Raw genomic sequence first — 14,631 nt, 5'->3', positions numbered from 1 at the left:
AATCGAACGCCATGATCGGCAGAGCGGGCGCACTGGTTTTTGTTTGTCAGTGACGAATGCTGGCTTTTATTTGGAGCTATTGCCGCGATGAATTTCAGCTGGTTTGTGCTGATCGCATTAATTATTACGTTCATTCTGACTGCTGTTTTGCGCCGGTACGCTCTTGCCAGAAGTCTGATGGATATCCCCAACGCCCGAAGCTCACATACGGTTCCAACGCCGAGGGGGGGGGGAGTTGCGATCGTTGTGACGTTCCTTGTCGCATTGTGCTCGCTGTATGCAACCGACTTGATTGCAGCCAAAGATTTTGTCGCCGTTGCCGGGGCGGGCAGTTTGGTGGCGATCATTGGGTTTATGGACGATCACGGCCATATTGCAGCTCGCTGGCGCTTGCTTGGGCACTTCTGCGCGGCGATCTGGGCGTTGGCCTGGTTGGGTGGCCTGCCGCCAGTCAGCATGGTTGGCCAAGTCTTCGATCTCGGTTGGATCGGGTTCGCACTGGCTAGCCTCTACCTCGTTTGGATGCTCAATCTTTATAACTTCATGGACGGCATCGATGGTATTGCGGGCGTCGAGGCGGTAACGGTGTGTGTCGGCGCGTGCGTGTTGTACGGCTTGGGCGGGACTGTCGGGCTGATGGGGCCGGTCCTGTTGTTGGCCGGTTGTGCGGGCGGATTTCTATTGTGGAATTTTCCGCCGGCGAAGATTTTCATGGGCGATGCCGGTAGCGGCTTTCTAGGTATTGCCTTGGGGATCTTGTCGATACAGGCTGCCGGTTCCTCATTCCAATACTTATGGGGTTGGCTGATTTTGCTCGGGGTATTTGTCGTCGACGCGACTATGACCCTGTTCAGGCGTCTGTTACGAGGCGAAAAAGTGTATGAGGCACATCGCAGCCATGCCTACCAATTCGCTTCACGCCGTTATGGAAAGCATCTGCCGGTAACTGTTGCCGTCTGCTTGATCAATTTGCTTTGGCTGCTGCCGGTCGCCGCGGCTGTAGTGTATTTCCGGCTTGATGGTCTTCTCGGCGTTCTGCTGGCGTACGTGCCACTTTTCGTTCTGGGGTTGCAGTTCAATGCGGGCAAATCCGAAAAGGATGTAGCGGCATGAGCAAGGGCAGGATCTGACTGGAGGCGCTGAAGGCGATCAGTGATTTGCGTAAAACGAGGCAGGCGGAATATTCCGTCTGCCTCTTTTTTTAGCGGGGAACCGGTCCGGATTTGACGAATACCAGCTTGGTCAGCACATACGTAAGCGGTAGCGACAGAATGATCGCCGCCAACGGTGCCAGGTATTCAGGCAGTGAGAGCTGCTTGACCCAGAACCAGACGACAAACATCCCCAGTACGTATTGCGCGACGTAGACGAGGGGGAAAAACAGGATCGATTTGATTCCCTGGTGTTCCTTGAACACAAAGAACCGGCTCATCACGAACGCGAAGACGATCCCGCATACATAGCTGATCGAGTAGGCCCACGTATAAGGAAGCACGCTGAGCAAAACAAGGTACAGCGCATAAGTAATTCCGGTATTCAGCCCACCTGTAAGGAGGAACCGGAAAAACTTTATTTCCATCAGGTCGGAGATTTTCACGGCAATCAACCAATCTGCGCTTTCTTCTCGATCAGGAATTGATCGTAATCGCGAATATAGTCGTCAGAGGCATAGTGCTCGGAAGCGAATACCAGCAGTACCGCGTCGGCCGAGTACTTGTACTGAATACCCCAGGTCATCGCTGGCAGGAACAGGCCCAGAGTATGGTGGTCAAGTACAAACTCTTGGCGATGTTTGCCATTGTCGGCAACGACATGCACCGTGCCTTTGACCGCGACCAGGAACTGGTGGCATTCACGATGAGCGTGTTCACCACGGGTTTCGGCTGTCGGAACGTCGGTCACAAGGAAGTAACGTTTCACTTCGAACGGGACGTCTTTACCGCATTCGCCGACACTCAGGCTGCCGCGCATATCGACCGCTTCCATCATGCGGTGCAGTGTGACACCGCAGGGATAAACATCGGATTTGCCGACTTTTACCGGGTTGTCTACTACCGTGCCATCAGTCGGCTTGGCATCAACGTAGCCGATGATCTTCGCCGGGTTACCGACCACGATGGCGTTTGGTGGAACGGATTTGGTAACGACCGCGCCTGCGCCGACCATTGCCGAAGTGCCGATGGTAATACCGGGTAGGATAGTCGAGTTGGCACCCAGCGACGCACCATTACGGATGATGGTTCGGGAGAACGCTTCCGGATAAATTTTGCTGCGCGGAAACTTGTCGTTGGTGAAAGTGACATTCGGCCCCACGAAAACATCGTCTTCGATAGTGATGCCGTCCCAAACCTGAACGCCACACTTGAGCGTTACTCGGTCGCCGATGATCACGTCGTTCTCGACAAACACGTTGTCGCAGACATTGCACTCAGCACCGATACGAGCGTTTGGCAGCACGTGTGCAAACGCCCAGATCCGCGAGCCAGCACCAATGGTGGACGATTCGCAGATCGCACGGTCGTGAACGAAAAAATCCCGCGAATCAGTCATTTATTGGCTCCAAACTCAGAAACTTTCATTGGGATCGCCAAAGGGCGCCCTTTTGTATTTTCATACGTACGCCAAGCGTACGAACCGATCACGCCCAGACCTAGCAGATTGAGGCTGCCCAGAAGGGTAATGGTAAACAGTGTCATGGCATAACCGGGTACGTCGATGAGGCCGCCCATCTTTGCAAACACTACGCTGACACCATACAACGCTGAAAGAGCCGAGCCTGCTGCGCCAACGCGGATCAGCAGGCGAATAGGCAAGTCAGTGAACGAGAACACACTGTCCATCAGATAATTGACTTTCTTTTTCAGGGTCCACGCCGATTTGCCGTGTTCACGCGCAACGCGTGTGTAACTGACAACCTGACGGCGGAAACCGAGCCAGAAAATCTGCGCGATCAACGAGCTGTGGCGCTCTTCAAGCTTGAGCAGATTGTCGCGGAACTCCAGATTGCAGCCGAACATGTCAACGCCACCAGCAGGCATTTCCGGGATTACATAGCGCTTGTACAGACCCCAGAAAATTTTCGATGCCAGTTTCGACAGGAACGGGTCGTCACGACCTTCCCGGACGCCGACCACCACGTCCACCGGTTCGGTGTTCAACACCCGGTTCATGGTGAGAACCAGGCTCGGCGGCTCTTGCAGGTCGGCGGCCATCACGGCGAACGTCCGTCCTTTGGCATGCTGCAAGCCCGTGCGGATCGCCATGAAAGAACCAAAGTTCTTCGACAGCAGAATCAGCTGAGACGCAAAACTCTGCTCCGGAAGGCGATCACGGAGGATTTCGTAGCAACGATCCGGACTGCCATCGACCACGAAAACCACTTCCAGAGCACCCTGAAGTTCGACGTTCAAATCTCCGACGGCTTTGAATAGCGATGGCAGGGATTCCTCGTTCCTGTAAACCGGGATGACGAGCGACAGCACCCTAAATCTCCTGTTTGAAGTAGCCGCTAACCACTTCAATCACGCGATCAACCTGCTGGTCAGTCAACCCCGGGAAGCAAGGCAGGGAAACCAGCTGAGTGCATGCCGTCTCGGTAACCGGCAGATTGAATGTTTCGCGCGGTGTGTACGCGGTCTGCCAGTGGTCGGGAACCGGGTAGTGAATATCGGTGCTGACTTGGTGTTCTTTAAGGTAGGCAACGAACGCTTCCCGGTTTTCGACACGCATCACGAACAGGTGAGCTACAAAGTCGTCGCCCAGGCTCGCAGGCAGTTTCACCGGCAGATTGCTGAAGGCAGCAGAGTAGCGTCGGGCGATGGCGCGACGTTGCTCGTTCCACTGGTCGAGCAGCGGTAGCTTGACTCGCAGGATTGCGGCTTGCATCTCATCAAGTCGGCTGTTGCGGCCGTGCGGTACGGTAACGTGGTATTTGGTCGACCACCCGTACTGGCGAAGCGTAAGCAGGCGCGCGGCGATCTCGGAGGACGAGGTCACGATCGCGCCACCGTCGCCCAGTGCGCCGAGGTTTTTGGTCGGGTAGAAGCTGAAACAGGCCAAGTCACCGAAGGAGCCACACTGGCCCTTCTCAGAGCACGCACCATGTGACTGCGCACAATCTTCAAGTACAGCGGCTCCGGCCGAGCGAGAAATGCTCGACAGATTTTCGATGTCTGCCAACTGCCCATACAGGTGTGTAACGATGACCACCTTGGCAGGCTGGTTCAGCGCTTTTTCCAGGGATTTAGGGCACATGGTCAGAGTAAGCGGGTCGACATCAACATATACTGGCTCGGCGCCAACAGCGTGGATAGCGGTGCTGCTGTAGAAACCCGCGTTCGCTACCGTCACAACACGGTCACCCGGGCCCACGCCCATGCTGAGCAAAGCGATTTCCAGTGCTTCCGAGCCATTCGCGACGGAGATGCAGTGCTCGGCACCCACATAACTGGCGAACTCGCTTTCGAAGTTCTTGACCTCTTCACCCAAAATGTACCAATGGCGATTAACGACGCGCATTAGCGGCTCGGAGAAGTCAATACCGGCATTGGCCGCTACTGCGGAAAACAAAGGAATTTGGTGATTTGCGTCCATGATCCATCCAGATTTTTTTGACTGCGCGCGTGATAATGCGCGCGATTTTACTACACAAACAGGGCGCTATGTCGACCGAATCTACTGGGCACTTACCTTTTTTCTTGATTTGGGAGTTGGCCAGAACCACAAGCTTATAAAGACCAACATAATGGCCAGCGCGCCCATATATACCGGTTGGGACATCCAGGGGCCTTGCCGACCGAAATAGAACTGCCATTTCAGATCTGACATTGGCAGGCCCGAAGTTGATGCGTCTGATACTGAATTTGCCAGCCAGAACAGCGGTGTTGCCATTAAGACGGAGAACCAGAGCAGCAATCTTGTCTTTGTCTCGCCGACATTGGCTTGAGCGACGAAAGCAAAGAATAAAGGAAGGACCGAGATCCACTGGCGGCTTTCCGAGCCGATTGCAAGTATTGGTAGAAAGCTCAGCAGAATAGCTTTCACCGCATACCCAATGTCATGGGAGTTCTGCGTCCTGGACAGCAGAAACAACGAAGCTATAAAAACGGGGCCAAAAAAGACAAAGTGCGCTACCAGGGATTTGAGTGGTGCGTTGAGCGCTTGGTAAAGCATGTTTTCGATCAGCGGTGGCCCTTTGAAGCCGCTGCTCCAGTCGAGGCTGAAATAGAGCATCGCGTGGCCTATAGCAAAGGCAGCCAATGCCGCCAGCGACCATTTGATCGACAAGTGAGCAAAAAGAGCATTCTTTTTTAGTTGATTGCTCCAGCCCCAGGCTATCAAGCCCAATGCGCCGATCACAATTACAGAGCTTATCCATCTCAAGTCAACTAATGCCGGAGTCAAGTACAGGCCTTTGTGCAGCAGTGTCTCGTCGTCAATTTTCAACATCGACGCAATGGCATATAGAGTCATGATCGCGAAAAGAGCGAAAAATGTTGCCATCCTCCACTTCGCTGATAGCGAAAAGCGGCTCAGCGCAGTGAGTGTCTCTGGCTTATTCGACAGGCACAAAAGAACGAAAGGAACGAGGAAATATCCTGGCATGATAAACGGTGAGAAGACACAGATTGCTATCAGCCCAAGGTAGCGTTTTTCAATGTGGCACCAAAGACTCACACACGTGAGAATGATTGCCAAGTGATCGCTCAATATCGGGTAGTACGTAGACATGACCAGTACGGGCCAGCTCACCAGCAGCAGTACGGAGTACTGAAAGGCTTTTTTGAGCGACAGACCAGACTTGAGCAGGTACTGCATGAAAAAGCCGACGCCAATGCCCATGCCGAGGATGTTCAGAACTGTTTGCATCACGATCAATTTGCTGATGCTTAAACCGAATACAAACTCCGTCAACACTAGCGGCAGAAACCCAATAATCCGGCTGATTCGATAGGGGTCGTTAGGAACGATGCCAGTATTTTTCCACTGGATGAGCAAGCCCAGATAAGTTTGTCCATCCCAGCCAGCGCCATTGTTGACAGCGATTTTGCCACTGATCTGGTGGACCACTACAAGTGTGATGACCGTAATAAGACCCATCAAGTAGGCAGGTTTTCTGTTCCTCAATGCCTCCTTGAGGACGTGCGCCGTGAAAAATGCGACAAGCGACAAGCTCAGCCACAACAATAGTGTGCACGCGATATTCTCTATGTGAGAAAACGTGTTCGTCACTGTGAGGTATATTTGTGGGTCGTTGTCGGTGAAATTGAAGCTTTTATCGCCCTCGCTGTTTATGTTCTTTAGAACGGACGCAGACGGCTCTATTTTTCCCATATCAAGTTCTTGTTTCAAACCCCAGAAGTTGACGGTGATCCTTTTGATGACCATCGATGAAGCACTGTTGTTGGGATCCCACCTTAAAAATTTGGCTCCAGTATTGGTGGTAAAGCAGGCTTTTTGCTGACCAGGATGGATGAAGGAGCTCTGAGAGCGCTCCTCCGCGAATTGGCCCGCCTGGTCCGAATAAAAGAGCTGTGTGATGCCGCTTTGCGAGGAGACCATAGTAAAGCAAACGCTATGTTGCATCCTGTCAAACACACCCGCGAACCTGCCGATCGCGACGGCTGCAATCAGGGTCAAAAACAGGAACAGCAGTGTTTTTCGGCGCCGCATCAGGTTGGCCGTGAACTTGAAATTATTCATGGGGCGTATTTTCCATGTAGAGAGCGTGCGTCGGGTCAACGGCTTCACCCATCTTGATGAGAACTACACCGTCCTTGAAGCGTACCGATCCTTCGGCTGGCCATATCGGCATACCGGTGAATTCAGGTGTCAGTTTTATTCGCTGCTGGTATTGCACCGGTTGAACATTGCTGAAGCCCACAAGTTGGATGTAGCGGATCATTCTGCTGGCATTGCCATTATCCCAGTCAAAGAAAGAAGAGCTCATGGTCGAGGTGGGAGGATCGGGGTACCGGCTGTTAAAAGGCAGTTTCCCGTAAACGTCAACCTCGACAACCGAGTTTCTGTCGAAGTTTGGGGTTACCTTCGCAATTCGGCCGTAGAGCGCTTCTGCTGTAAATCGGTCATGATTGGTCGCCAGAAGGGTACTGGCGGAATATTGCGCATTGACCGAAAGCATCTGGAAGAGCAGGTAAGCCGTGAGACCTGCCGCAAAAATTCGCAGCATGCCTTCTCTTTCCAAAATTACGATGGTGGCTATCCATATAATTAACGAAACCGCCAGCATTGCGCGTAGCGGAAGATAGATACCGCCTGCGACGAAATTTAAAAGGAAAGGTGTAACAAGCAATGCTGAAACCAGAATCGCCATGCCGCCGACAGCTTTCCAGGTTTTTTGCGTAACCAGAAGAACGGTTGCCAGACCCAGTATCAAAGCAGAACTAAAAAATGCAACACCGTAGGATTGAGGCGAGCCTGAGTAAAGCTTGAGCGCTTCTGTCATCACCAGATTAAAGATGTGGAGCGGCGAATCGATCAGCTCTTGAATCCGTAGAAAGTTGTCGATATAGCTTCTTTCGGAAGGCTGGAAATATTGCGCTGTTTTGTTGATTGCCAGATAAATCAGTGCGCCGCAGACCACGGTTCCGAACAAGAAGCCAATTCGCTGGGCGGTGGGCCTGAATACAGGTTTGTCCAGCTGAGTTTCTTTCCTGTACCTGAATATTGCAACTGCCAGCCCTGCGCTTATGTAGAACATGGCAAGCGACTGATACGCACCGATAGCAGATGCCAATAGAAAACCGCACGCGAGCATTCTTATAAATAGCCCTCGCTTGTCAATCACCTGCGGTTCAGTTCTGGAAAGCAGATAAATGCCGCTGGAGAGCATCAATACGCCGATGCCCGTTGATGGAATGTTTGAGTAGAATTCACCGATGAACCACCAAATTGGATGCGCCACAAAAATCGCGTACGCGAGAGTCGTCATCCAGTTGAGCTGTAAGCGGAAAGCTCGAAGCAACAACATGTAAGACAGTGAAAGGCAGACATAGAAGAAAAAGTTTGGCAGGAACGGTATGACGGGTTGTGGGAAGATAAATTTCTCTACCAGAAATGCAGTCCAGCGTCCGTCGGCAATCCAGATGGATGGGTCCGTGCGAAATGCACCTACCTCATCATCAATGGATAGAAAAAAGTTAACGATCGGTATGATATTTAAGGTGACGGCAATGGCAAGGAGTCTACAGAACTCAAGTGCGTTAAAGTTTTCTTTGATCAAGAGATCCTTGAGTGTCGCTGTGCATTTATTTTCGTTTTGCAGTGCGGCAAGAATTTGATGATGCCATTTCACCCAGAGCAAAATCAGTGTTGCCAAAAACGCTGAGAGGGTAAGCGAAAAGACCAACCTGATTTTGTTGAGAGCGTTGCTGTTTAGCTGAATATTGATTTGCGGATCTGTAGCGCCCGGTGGAGCAACAAACTGTGTATAAGTTTTGCTGGTTGCGGTAATTGCGATCTGTGCCAAAGGAATAAAGTTTTCCCCGGCAATAGGCTTGGAATAGCCAAGCACACTGATCGTCGCAGACGTAACGTAGAAGGATCCGGAAGTTTCCAAAGGATCCCAACGTACGTTGTTATCAAACTTTTGAAGTGTGAAGCTGAAGCTGTGGTCGGTGCTGTTCAGCTTGCTGATCTGAGAGTCAAGCTCGCTGTATTCTTCGTTTTGTTTGTAGAAAAGTTGAGATTTTTCGGCCGGGAAGTGGCTGGTTTTGATGCTGATGACAGGCGCAAGCGCAGTGCTTTTCAATAGGATGAAAGCGATGGTCAGCGTGATTAAAATCCCAGGGAGAAGCCACTTCGCAATGGCTTTCAGAGAGCTGCTGGATCCTGTTGTTGTCACGTGCGTTCACTTCCTTATCGTCTTCTGATTGTTGCGCTGCTTAAATTTCGCTTACTGGGCATCTACGGCGCGCAGCTTTTAGCAAAAAACCTTCCGTACCTTGGTAAATATGTGGAACTTACCAGCGCCCAGGATCTTGCTACCTGATCCTCAATTCTCATGGCGCAGTGCAGGAAATTTGCGGCGCAGTATACTCATTCGGCCCGGAACTCGCAGCACGGGCATCATCATGCCAGCCTGCCAGAAATGGAGGTTCTATCGCGAATGCCGGGCCTTTCGTCTGGAAAACCGATTTTCTCCACCGCCGTATTCTTTTTTCTGTAACGAAGTTCTTTACCTCCGTACAATGTCCCCGCCGATTAAACCAAGGGAGTAGGCCAGATTGGTTCAGGAGAATATGGACAGAATGCGCGGGTTCCTGCTGGGGTTGCCGCGCCGCCAGAAACGATTGATTCAGGTCCTGACGGACGTCGTCCTTGTCTGGGTTGCGTTGTGGCTCGCGTTCATCGTCCGTCTGGGTATCGATGAATTGGTCAATCCGTTTAAAGTGCATCTCTGGTTGTTCATCTGTGCTCCGTTCGTTGCTATTCCGCTTTTCATACGTTTTGGCATGTACCGGGCAGTGATGCGCTATTTTGGCAATGATGCTCTGGTCGTGATCATCAAAGCCGTCAGTCTGTCCTCGTTGATTCTCGCCTTGGTCGTGTACTGGTATAGCAATCACGAAATGGTTGTCCCGCGCTCTATCATTTTTAATTATTGGTGGCTTAGCCTAGTAATCATTGGCGGTTTGCGTCTGTGCATGCGCCATTATTTTATGGGGGACTGGTTCACCGCTGCCCAACATGTGCCGTTTGCCAATCGTGATGACGGCCTGACAAAAGTGGCGATCTACGGTGCGGGTGTCGCAGGCAATCAGCTTGTCGCCGCATTGCGCATGGGCCGGGTCATGCGCCCCGTTGCTTTCCTCGATGATGATCCGGGCATATCGGAACGCTCGATCTCTGGTCTTCAGGTCTATAAGCCCAAACACATTCAACAAATGATCGACGTAACCGGTGCGCAGGAAATTTTGCTGGCACTACCGTCTTCGACCCGTGCCCGCCGCAGAGAGATCCTCAATATGCTGGAGGGATTTCCTCTGCATGTGCGTAGCGTTCCCAATTTCACGGATCTGGCCAGTGGTCGGGTGCGCGTCCAAGATATTCAGGAAGTCGATATCGCGGATTTGTTGGGCCGCGACGCAGTGCCGGCGCGACCGGACTTGCTTGAGCGCTGCATCAAGGGCAAGACCGTTATGGTCACCGGTGCGGGAGGCTCGATCGGCTCTGAGTTGTGCCGACAGATATTTTCATTGCAGCCGACCACTTTACTGCTGTTCGAACACAGCGAGTTCAATCTCTACAGCATTCTTTCGGAGCTGGAGCAACGCGGGTGCCGCGAGTCGGTTTCTGTCAGATTGCTGCCGATCCTCGGTTCCATCCGTCATCAGGACAAGCTTCTGGATGTGATGAAAACCTGGAAGGTCGACACGGTTTACCATGCGGCTGCTTATAAGCACGTGCCGATGGTCGAGCACAATATCGCTGAAGGTGTTCTCAATAACGTTATCGGTACGCTCAATACTGCCCAGGCTGCTCTGCAGTCTGGCGTTTCAAACTTCGTATTGATCTCCACCGACAAGGCTGTGCGCCCGACCAATGTCATGGGCAGCACCAAGCGTTTGGCTGAATTGACCCTTCAGGCATTGAGCCGTGAAATTGCCCCGGTATTATTTGGCGACAACTCCAATGTCTCCCGAGTCAACAAGACGCGCTTCACCATGGTGCGCTTCGGTAATGTGCTGGGATCGTCCGGTTCGGTAATCCCGCTATTCCATAGCCAGATCAAATCAGGCGGTCCGCTGACGGTCACGCATCCCAAGATCACTCGCTATTTCATGACCATCCCCGAAGCAGCGCAATTGGTCATCCAGGCCGGATCGATGGGGCAGGGCGGGGACGTCTTCGTTCTGGATATGGGCGAGCCGGTCAAAATCGTCGAACTGGCGGAAAAAATGATTCATCTGTCCGGTTTGAGCATTCGTTCTGATCGCAATCCACAGGGTGATCTGGCCATTGAATTCACCGGGCTGCGTCCCGGTGAAAAACTCTACGAAGAATTGTTGATCGGCGACAACGTTGCAGCAACACCGCACCCGATGATCATGACGGCCAACGAAGATCACCTGCCGTGGGATGTGCTGAAGGCCAAACTGAGCGAACTGCTTGTCGCGGTCGAGAAAGACGACTATTCCCGCGTCCGCCAACTCCTGCGCGAAACCGTCAGCGGCTACACCCCCGATGGCGAAATCGTCGACTGGATCTACCAGCAACGCCGTCTCGAACCCTGATTGTTTCACATCCTGTAACGGACACATTTTTGACAGACTCCCATCATCGCCTAAGTTTGGGGAGCAGCTTCGGAAAAGCTGCTTTCTCAAATGATGATGGAGCGTCACTTATGCGTACCGGTTACTTCTACTCCCTGATGTTTGCCCTGCTCACCAGCGCCTCGATTGCCGCTGTCGCTGCCCCTGCGGTGCCAGCGCCAGCGCCTAAGGGCGACATGGTGATGGACGCGGCGGCCCCTGCCAAGAGCGCGAAACTCGACCTCAACGATGCCGATGCGGCGACACTGCAAAAAGAACTGTCCGGCGTGGGTGAAGCGAAGGCAAAAGCGATTGTTGCCTATCGCGAAACAAACGGGCCATTCGCTTCGGTGGAGGAATTGCTGGAAGTGAAGGGTATTGGCAAGGCGATTCTGGATCGCAATCGCGACAAGCTGGAAGTCAACTAAGCTGATTGTTCAACGCCAAGAGGCCGGTCATTGAGACCGGCCTTTTTTGTTTCGTCGCGCCTTAAAGGCTGAGGGCGGCATTAGACGTTGGTCGGATGAGTAAAAATTATGGCTATCATATTGAGTTGAGATTATGCCTATAATAATTTCCACGGCGTCTGCAGCAACCTGCTTCAGAGGCTATTGATCCCTAAAGTGTTCCAGGAGCATTCAGATGAATTCTGTCCATTCGAAAGGCACGGCTCTCGTCACCGGCGCATCTTCCGGCATCGGTGCCATTTACGCGCAACGTCTGGCTGCCCGCGGTTTTGATCTGTTGCTGGTTGCCCGCGACAAGGATCGTCTCGAGAGCGCCGCAACCACGTTACGTGATGCCCACGGTATTCAGGTCGAAGTGCTCAAAGCCGATCTGACGCAAAAGGATGATGTGCTCAAACTCGAGCAGCGCCTGCGCAGCGATTCAAGCATCAGTCTGTTGGTGAACAATGCCGGCGTTGCCGCTGATGGTCTGTTGGCCAATGCCGACCTTGATCAACTGGAGCGCCTGATTCAGTTGAACATCACCGCCGTTACGCGTCTGGCTTCTGCTGCCGCCGCCAGTTTTGCCAAAGCCGGTCGTGGCACGATCATCAATATCGCCTCGGTGGTCGCATTGTTTCCAGAGCGATTCAACGCAGCCTACAGCGCCAGCAAGGCCTACGTCCTGAGCTTGACGCAATCCCTGAACGCCGAACTTGAAGGCACAGGTGTGCAAGTTCAGGCCGTGTTGCCGGGCGTAACCCGCACTGAAATCTGGGAACGTTCCGGGATCGATGCCAGTGGCATTCCAGCCGAGATGGTCATGGAGGCCGGTGAGATGGTCGATGCGGCGTTGGCGGGGCTGGATCAGGGCGAGTTGATCACCATTCCGTCATTGCCCGATGCGGGCGAGTGGCAGGCCTTCGTATCCGCGCGGCATGTCATGGCACCGAACCTTTCACGCAACTCGGCAGCCCAACGCTACAAGGCAGGCAATTGAATTGATCGGAGGTAACCACGGTATGGATCAGCGTCGAGTAGTAGTCACGGGTATGGGCCTGGTTTCACCGTTGGGTAGCGGTGTCGAAGCGGTTTGGCAGCGTTTGCTGGCCGGTCGCTCCGGTATACGCAATTTGCCGGAAGCGGTGGTCGCGGATCTGCCAACAAGTGTCGGCGGACGGGTGCCGATAGTGGAGGAGGATGCCGAGGCCGGTTTTGACCCGGATCGCGCCACGCCACCGAAAGAACAGAAGAAGATGGACCGCTTCATTCTGTTTGCCATGGAAGCGGCCCGACAGGCATTGCAGCAGGCGGGGTGGCATCCCACTGACGCAGACGATCAAACGCGCACGGCGACGATCATCGGCTCCGGTGTCGGTGGCTTCGGCGCAATTGCCGATGCGGTGCGCACTACCGACAGCCGTGGCCCGCGACGTTTGTCGCCATTCACCATTCCGTCGTTCCTGGTCAATCTCGCCGCCGGTCACGTTTCGATTCAGCATGGACTGAAGGGTCCGCTCGGCGCACCGGTGACTGCCTGTGCTGCCGGGGTTCAGGCGATTGGCGATGCTGCGCGCTTGATTCGCTCCGGTGAAGCGGATATCGCGGTGTGTGGCGGCGCGGAAGCCTGTATCGATCGCGTCAGTCTGGCCGGTTTTGCGGCAGCACGGGCGCTGTCGAGCGGCTATAACGATACGCCAGAGCGTGCCTCGCGGCCGTTCGACAGTGGTCGCGACGGTTTCGTCATGGGCGAGGGTGCCGGCCTGTTGGTCATTGAGTCCCTGGAGCATGCGCTGGCCCGCGGTGCGCAACCGTTGGCCGAATTGGTCGGTTACGGCACCACGGCTGACGCCTATCACCTGACCGCCGGGCCTGAAGACGGCAGCGGTGCACTTCGGGCGATGACACTGGCCTTGGCTCAAGCGGGGGTCACGCCGGATCAGGTCCAGCATCTGAATGCGCACGCAACCTCCACACCGGTGGGAGACCTCGGGGAACTGGCGGCCATCAAGTCGTTATTTGGCAGCGAAAAGAAAATCGCCGTAACGTCGACCAAATCGGCCACGGGCCACTTGCTTGGTGCGGCCGGCGGACTGGAGGCGATCTTCACTCTGTTGGCGATTCGCGATCAAAAGGTGCCGCCAACGCTCAACTTCGACAATCCTGACCCGGCGAGTGAAGGCGTGGATATCGTGCACGGCGAAGCGAGGTCGATGCCCATCGAATACGCCTTGTCCAACGGCTTCGGATTTGGCGGGGTGAATGCCAGCGTGCTGTTCAAGCGCTGGGAAGATTAATCCTGCTGGTTTTTCAGGTGAGCGCGCGTGACGCCGAGGATACGCTGGGCCAGCTCCGGGTCTTCGACGCTGCGCGCCAGTACCAGCGCACCTAGCAATGTCGCCATGATCACGACGCTGCGATCGGCGGCGGTTTCGCCACCCAGTGTGCTCTGTACTTGCTCCAGTCGCGCATTGAGAACCGCGTCGGTGGTCGGACTGGGCTGGCCGCGCAGACCGAGCTCGGAAGACATGGTCGGTAACGGGCAGCCTTCATGTGGCGAGGTGTGGTGCCATTCGGAGAGATAACTGTCGATGAAGGCTTCCAGTGGACGTTCTTCGGAAAACAGCATCGCGCAATGTGCGTCCAGTTGTGCGCCGGCTTCTTGCAGGGCCTTCTCGACCAGCTCGTCCTTGGATTTGAAGTGCGAATAAAAACCGCCATGGGTCAACCCCAGTGCTTTCATCAGGGGTTGCAGGCCTGTCGCTCCGATTCCGTCCTTGCGAAATCGTGCCGAGGCTTCCTTGATGATGCGCTGATGGGTCTGGGCTTTATGGTCCTGCGAGTAACGCATGTGGAACTCTCCGCAACAATGCCACCATCTTAACCACTGAAAATTAAATGGTGACTGTACT

12 protein-coding genes are annotated in these 14,631 nt (G+C 53.9%); 5 read left to right on the top strand and 7 right to left on the bottom strand.

Annotated features, from left to right (window positions below; translation table 11 throughout):
* The first annotated feature begins 87 nt into the window (after nucleotides 1–87).
* Nucleotides 88–1,113, top strand: a complete 1,026-nt coding sequence (locus AC3Y64_RS20040; protein ID WP_489988006.1) for an MraY family glycosyltransferase — start codon at nucleotides 88–90, stop codon at nucleotides 1,111–1,113.
* Nucleotides 1,114–1,201: 88 nt separating this feature from the next.
* On the opposite strand, the gene AC3Y64_RS20035 is transcribed toward AC3Y64_RS20040, so the two are convergent.
* The 6 genes from AC3Y64_RS20035 to AC3Y64_RS20010 all read right to left on the bottom strand — a co-directional run bounded on the left by AC3Y64_RS20035 (nucleotide 1,202) and on the right by AC3Y64_RS20010 (nucleotide 8,863).
* Nucleotides 1,202–1,597, bottom strand: a complete 396-nt coding sequence (locus AC3Y64_RS20035) for a GtrA family protein (protein WP_489985009.1) — start codon at nucleotides 1,595–1,597, stop codon at nucleotides 1,202–1,204.
* 5 nt (nucleotides 1,598–1,602) lie between these two features.
* On the bottom strand, nucleotides 1,603–2,550 hold the full coding sequence (locus AC3Y64_RS20030) for a WxcM-like domain-containing protein (RefSeq protein WP_489985008.1): 948 nt from the start codon (nucleotides 2,548–2,550) through the stop codon (nucleotides 1,603–1,605).
* Nucleotides 2,547–3,482, bottom strand: coding sequence for a glycosyltransferase family 2 protein (locus AC3Y64_RS20025; protein WP_489988005.1), 936 nt, complete (start codon nucleotides 3,480–3,482; stop codon nucleotides 2,547–2,549). Before AC3Y64_RS20025 ends, AC3Y64_RS20030 begins: the two co-directional genes overlap by 4 nt.
* Before the next feature lies 1 nt (nucleotide 3,483).
* Nucleotides 3,484–4,593: a DegT/DnrJ/EryC1/StrS family aminotransferase gene (locus AC3Y64_RS20020; RefSeq protein ID WP_489985007.1), complete on the bottom strand. Its 1,110-nt coding sequence runs from the start codon at nucleotides 4,591–4,593 to the stop codon at nucleotides 3,484–3,486.
* Nucleotides 4,594–4,674: 81 nt separating this feature from the next.
* Nucleotides 4,675–6,702, bottom strand: coding sequence for a hypothetical protein (locus AC3Y64_RS20015; RefSeq protein WP_489985006.1), 2,028 nt, complete (start codon nucleotides 6,700–6,702; stop codon nucleotides 4,675–4,677).
* Nucleotides 6,695–8,863: a glucosyltransferase domain-containing protein gene (locus AC3Y64_RS20010; protein WP_489985005.1), complete on the bottom strand. Its 2,169-nt coding sequence runs from the start codon at nucleotides 8,861–8,863 to the stop codon at nucleotides 6,695–6,697. Before AC3Y64_RS20010 ends, AC3Y64_RS20015 begins: the two co-directional genes overlap by 8 nt.
* A gap of 397 nt (nucleotides 8,864–9,260) precedes the next feature.
* On the opposite strand from AC3Y64_RS20010, the gene AC3Y64_RS20005 reads away from it, so the two are divergent.
* From AC3Y64_RS20005 to fabF, 4 genes are all read left to right on the top strand, one after another.
* Nucleotides 9,261–11,255: a polysaccharide biosynthesis protein gene (locus AC3Y64_RS20005; protein ID WP_489985004.1), complete on the top strand. Its 1,995-nt coding sequence runs from the start codon at nucleotides 9,261–9,263 to the stop codon at nucleotides 11,253–11,255.
* Between the two features lie 110 nt (nucleotides 11,256–11,365).
* Entirely contained in the window at nucleotides 11,366–11,701 is a 336-nt protein-coding gene (locus AC3Y64_RS20000; protein WP_489985003.1) for a ComEA family DNA-binding protein, read from the top strand.
* Nucleotides 11,702–11,915: 214 nt separating this feature from the next.
* Complete coding sequence (locus AC3Y64_RS19995) at nucleotides 11,916–12,719, top strand: SDR family NAD(P)-dependent oxidoreductase (protein WP_489985002.1); 804 nt, start codon at nucleotides 11,916–11,918, stop codon at nucleotides 12,717–12,719.
* 22 nt (nucleotides 12,720–12,741) lie between these two features.
* Nucleotides 12,742–14,016: a beta-ketoacyl-ACP synthase II gene (gene fabF / locus AC3Y64_RS19990; RefSeq protein WP_489985001.1), complete on the top strand. Its 1,275-nt coding sequence runs from the start codon at nucleotides 12,742–12,744 to the stop codon at nucleotides 14,014–14,016.
* On the opposite strand, the gene AC3Y64_RS19985 is transcribed toward fabF, so the two are convergent.
* Entirely contained in the window at nucleotides 14,013–14,570 is a 558-nt protein-coding gene (locus AC3Y64_RS19985) for a TetR/AcrR family transcriptional regulator (RefSeq protein WP_489985000.1), read from the bottom strand. The genes fabF and AC3Y64_RS19985 overlap by 4 nt on opposite strands.
* Nucleotides 14,571–14,631: the final 61 nt, after the last annotated feature.

It is taken from the genome of Pseudomonas sp. 4CAES_32.4, assembly GCF_058136335.1.
The sequence above is the reverse complement of the archived record's forward strand: the minus strand, read 5'-3'. Positions and strand labels throughout refer to the sequence as shown.